This window comes from Neoroseomonas rubea (genome assembly GCF_016106015.1).
Taxonomy (GTDB): domain Bacteria; phylum Pseudomonadota; class Alphaproteobacteria; order Acetobacterales; family Acetobacteraceae; genus Neoroseomonas; species Neoroseomonas rubea.
This window is the reverse complement of the sequence record NZ_JACADQ010000376.1, coordinates 1-3,946: the sequence shown is the minus strand read 5'-3', so window position 1 is coordinate 3,946 and position 3,946 is coordinate 1. Positions and strand designations below refer to the sequence as shown.

Here is a 3,946-nt window from a genome sequence, read left to right as displayed (position 1 = left end):
GGCCCCGGCGCCGGAAGCCCAGGCCCAGGCCCCGAAGGCCGTGTCCAAGGCCGCCCAGGCCGCCGCCGATCGCCGCGCCGCGAAGGCCGCCAAGGCCGCGCCCGCCGCCCAGGCGCCGGCCCAGGCGCCGGAAGGTGCCCAGGCGAAGCCCAAGGGCCGCCCGGCGGGCAAGGCGGTCGTGAGCAGGAAGGCCCTCATGGAAGCCGCCGCCGAAGGGGTCGTGCCCTCGCCGCCTGATTTTTCGGCCGCAACCCACAAGCCCCATCGGAAGCGGCTCGCGGAGGTCATCGCCTTGGTCGAAGCCGGCGATCTGGAAGGGCTGCGCGCGAATTCGGTCCAGCCGATCAGCAGCAGCCGCGTGGCCCTCTGCCGCTACCGGGACGCGGCGATCGTCGCGCTGGAGGCGCGGCGCAAGGGCTGATCCGCGCCGGGCTGGATGGGGGGCGGCCTTCGGGCCGCCCTTTTTTCACGGCAGCGCGGCCAGCCGGCGGGCTACCGCGCGATCGCGCTCGACGATCTGGCGAATGGCGTCCCGCACCAGTTCCAGCGCGCGTAACTCCTGCTGATCTTCAACGATATATTGCTGCACGTTTTCAGGCAGGTGCGCCCGCCGGATGCCGGCTTCGTTCTTGCGCCGCAGATCATCGCGAAGCATGCCGGCTGCGCCCAGGGCGACGATGCTCTGGCGCAGGCAGTCGTAGAGCGGCGCACGGCCACGGATCACAAGGTCGCGGATGCCCTGCTGATCCTTCGCGTCGAAGTAGCGCATGGCGGCCTCGCCGGATGCGAAGCGCCAGCCGAAGACGCTGACCGGCAGCGAAAGGGCCTTGCGTGACATGACCGGATCGGCCGCCGTCCGCAGTATCGTCGCGATCGGCACGCCCTCGCGGATTTGCTGCCGCACCCAGGTTTCGGTGACGCCATGCCGGTGCACCAGTGAGGTGCAGAAGTCGCGGACGGCATTTTCGCCTTGGAAGCCGGCGGCGGCCAGCGTCGCTGTCAGCGCCTCGCGATCCTGCCTCGCCCGGGCTTTCGCGCGGGCCGCTTTCTGCTTTGCGGCCTCGACGACTTGTTCGGGGTTCATGTTCGGATGATGGGCGCCGATTGAATCGCCCCATGACGCCGGCAGGTTCAGCATTGTCGCGACATGGCGCAGGAAGGCGCGCCGGCTTGGAAATTCGCGCCCTTGATAGGAGATCGCTTGCGGCGGCCTGTCGTGCTGCTTTGGCTGCAACGCAGCGTCGGGCGAAAGTCCTTCCTTAAGCCGATACATGATTAGGTCCGGGCTCAGCCCAACCGCTGGCGCAAATGCCTTTGCGAAGTGGCGGCGCGAAGGATAGGTCACGCCTTGATATTCGACGGGATGCCAGAAGGGCCTTTCGGCGGAAACGGGCTTCCTGAGCAGTTCATCGGTCTGGCCTTTTGCAAGTCGCGTATGAAGCGTGCTCTCGCGGTGGCCAAGCGCGGCTGCGGCGGCCTTCAACGAAGGATATTCCTTGCCATCAATTGTCACGGCGCGCGCGTTTCCAGGCAGCCTTGGTGCGACTAGCGCCAGTCCACGGCGGCCAGAGCGATAACGCTCGCCGATCAGCGCCGCCCCGATGTGAGGATAGGCTTCGCCCGCCTTGGCGAAGTTCGCATAGAGCACGCCATCGATATCGATCGGCACGCCGACGCGGCCATCGACGACCTTGAGCGGCTTCTTCTTCGACATGGTGGTCTTCCTGCATGTGACGGCAGGCCCGGCGCACGCGGCGCCGAGCCCGCCTTTGCCGCGCGCGGATCAGATCGCCATGGAAGGCTGCGTTGTGCCCCGCTGCTTCCGCGCGTTGGCCCGTTCCGCCCGCACCTGGGCGGCACGTTGCTCGCGCGCTTCTGCGGCCCGCCGGGCATCCGCCTCGTCCTTGGCGGGCGTGTAGAAGGTCAGCGCCAGCCGCCGAAGCCGCATCGGGGAAGTGTTCTCCGAGAAGGTGTCGTTCGCCTTCCACGCGTTGAACGCGGCGAAGACGACTGCCGCCTCCAACTGCAACTTCTCGCTGTTGCGGAGATCCGGCTGGTTCGCCTTCACCCATTCGGGCGTCCGCTTGAGGAAGGCGATCGCGTCGGCCTGCCCGTCCATCGTGGTGCCGGGGTTGTTCGCCAAGTCGGTCAGGAAGCGCCGCCCTTCGTCGCGGCCCTCGTCCGCATCACGCCGAAGGAGGACGAGATACCCGGCGAGGTAGCCCTGGGCGGCCGGCACCGCTTCCTTGTCCGCCAGGATGCCGTCCAGGGCCATCACCGGCCCCATCCAGGCCCGCAGCACGGGCAGAATCGGGTGCATGGCCTCGATGCGCTCCGCGTCGCTCACATCGGCCGCGATGCGGGCCGCAGGAAGCGCACGGGGGAAGGATACGCCGACCACCCCGTTGAGCAGGTGGTTCGCCAGCGACAGAGCCACGCGGAATTGCCCGGCCTGGACCAGCGGGTTTGTCGGGGCCATCTGGAGGTAGCGCATCAGGCTCTGCATTTCGTTGGCTGAAGACTTCACCGATGCCTTGCTGTCGAACGAGTCATAGACGCGGATCGCATCTTCCTCCGTGGCGCAGGCGATGACCGTGACGCGCACAGTCGCCGGCACGGGAACCTGCTCGGTCTCCCACAGGAAGGCCCGGGTGTGGCCATCGGCCTTGAGGCAGAAGGTGCCCAGCGCGTCGCGCGGCGCTTCGGCGAAGGCCGTCTCCAGCCCTTGCAGCGTCTGCCCGTTCTCGAGCATGGCGATCGCGGTGACGTTGCGGTGCACGTCCATCGGGTTCGCCAGATGGGACCGCAGAGTCGCATCCTGCGCCCGCAGAAGGTGGTCGCGCTGGGCGGGATGCGGCGGCAGCGCCAAGAAGGCGGGCGTGGGCACGAGGAAGGTGCCGACCGTGACGGCGGTCGAGGCCCGCTGCTCCGGCAGCGCGTCTGTCTTGACCACCTGGTCTTGTTCTTCGTGCTGCTCGTCGGATGCGGGGATGTTCTGGTCTTGCATGTCGCTCTCGCTTGCTTGCCGCCCGGGCGCCGATCGGCCGGGCCGCCGCACGATGCGCAGCGCCGCCGCCGGCCGTCCCCGCTTCAACGGCGCCATGGCGCGATTGAAATGCCCGTGCCCATCCATGGGGCGCCCTGCTCATGCTATGGGGGGGATCACGCGCAACTGCCGGGATCGGAATCGCCCACCAGCGATCAGCCCCCCGCCCCCGCGCTCCTGACGAAATCCATGGAGCGGAAGAACGATGACCAGCAGCGCGACCGTGCAGATGTTGAGGCCGCCCGCCGCCATGCCGCCTGACGATGCGGCCGGCCGGCAGCGGTTGGTAATGCCAGATCTCGTCGCGTCCTACGTGGGGCTGACGCCTCGTCAGGTCGATCGCCTTGTCGGCGCAGGGCTGTTCCCTGCGCCGGTCGAGGTCATGATCCCTGGCGAAAAGCGGCCGGCACGGGCCTGGGTCGAAGGCGAGGTTCAGGATTGGATTCGCGCGCGGATGGCGGAGCGCCCAGGCGGTAGAGATTGAACCTGATCGACGGGTCTTCGAGGTGCCGGCCCATGACGCCGGCGGCCTCAAGATGGCGCCGCCACCATTCTAGGCGAGCCCTGGGCGTCAGGCCGGCCGGCTGACGGGGCGCCAATTCCCGGTAGATGATCGCCAAGGTGTAGCGCCGCTTTCCGTGCCGAATGCGTGGCCGCCCGGCTGGCCGTGCGGCTTCATCGATCAGCGCGTGGCCGGCTTCGATCAGCGCAAGGGCGGCGCGCGCTTGGCCGGCTTGGCGCGCCACCCAGGCTTCGGCCAAGGCATCCAGGCCGGCGCCGAAGGCGGCGCGGGCGGCTTCGGCGGGGGCGGGGCGGGGCGGGGCTGGCATGGCCTTACAAGGCCGCGCCGGCCGCCGGGTGGCAAGCGTCAGCGGCGGCGCGATGCGGGCGGGGATCGGC

The 3,946-nt window shown here is 69.0% G+C and carries 5 protein-coding genes; 1 reads left to right on the top strand and 4 read right to left on the bottom strand.

Features of this window, described 5'->3' with window-relative positions; translation table 11 throughout:
* On the bottom strand, positions 1-198 hold a 198-nt coding region (locus HW577_RS26695), incomplete at its 3' end, for a hypothetical protein (RefSeq protein WP_232475154.1).
* On the opposite strand from HW577_RS26695, the gene HW577_RS22120 reads away from it, so the two are divergent.
* Positions 197-421, top strand: a complete 225-nt coding sequence (locus HW577_RS22120) for a hypothetical protein (RefSeq protein ID WP_198378279.1) — start codon at positions 197-199, stop codon at positions 419-421. The two genes, HW577_RS26695 and HW577_RS22120, sit on opposite strands and share 2 nt — an antisense overlap.
* A 45-nt stretch (positions 422-466) precedes the next feature.
* Here the strand turns inward: HW577_RS22120 and HW577_RS22115 are convergent, their stop codons facing one another.
* The 3 genes from HW577_RS22115 to HW577_RS22105 form a co-directional block, all read right to left on the bottom strand.
* Positions 467-1,714 (bottom strand): hypothetical protein, encoded by a 1,248-nt coding sequence (locus tag HW577_RS22115; RefSeq protein WP_198378278.1) that lies wholly within the window; start codon positions 1,712-1,714, stop codon positions 467-469.
* Between the two features lie 69 nt (positions 1,715-1,783).
* Positions 1,784-3,007 (bottom strand): hypothetical protein, encoded by a 1,224-nt coding sequence (locus HW577_RS22110; protein ID WP_198378277.1) that lies wholly within the window; start codon positions 3,005-3,007, stop codon positions 1,784-1,786.
* A 419-nt stretch (positions 3,008-3,426) separates the two neighbouring features.
* A partial coding sequence (locus tag HW577_RS22105) for a hypothetical protein (protein ID WP_198378276.1) occupies positions 3,427-3,946 on the bottom strand: 520 nt, incomplete at its 5' end.

Coding starts and splice junctions, on each gene's coding strand:
- HW577_RS22110 (WP_198378277.1), bottom strand. CDS start 3,007: ATGCAAGACCAGAACATCCCCGCATCCGACGAGCAGCACGAAGAACAA.
- HW577_RS22120 (WP_198378279.1), top strand. CDS start 197: ATGGAAGCCGCCGCCGAAGGGGTCGTGCCCTCGCCGCCTGATTTTTCG.
- HW577_RS22115 (WP_198378278.1), bottom strand. CDS start 1,714: ATGTCGAAGAAGAAGCCGCTCAAGGTCGTCGATGGCCGCGTCGGCGTG.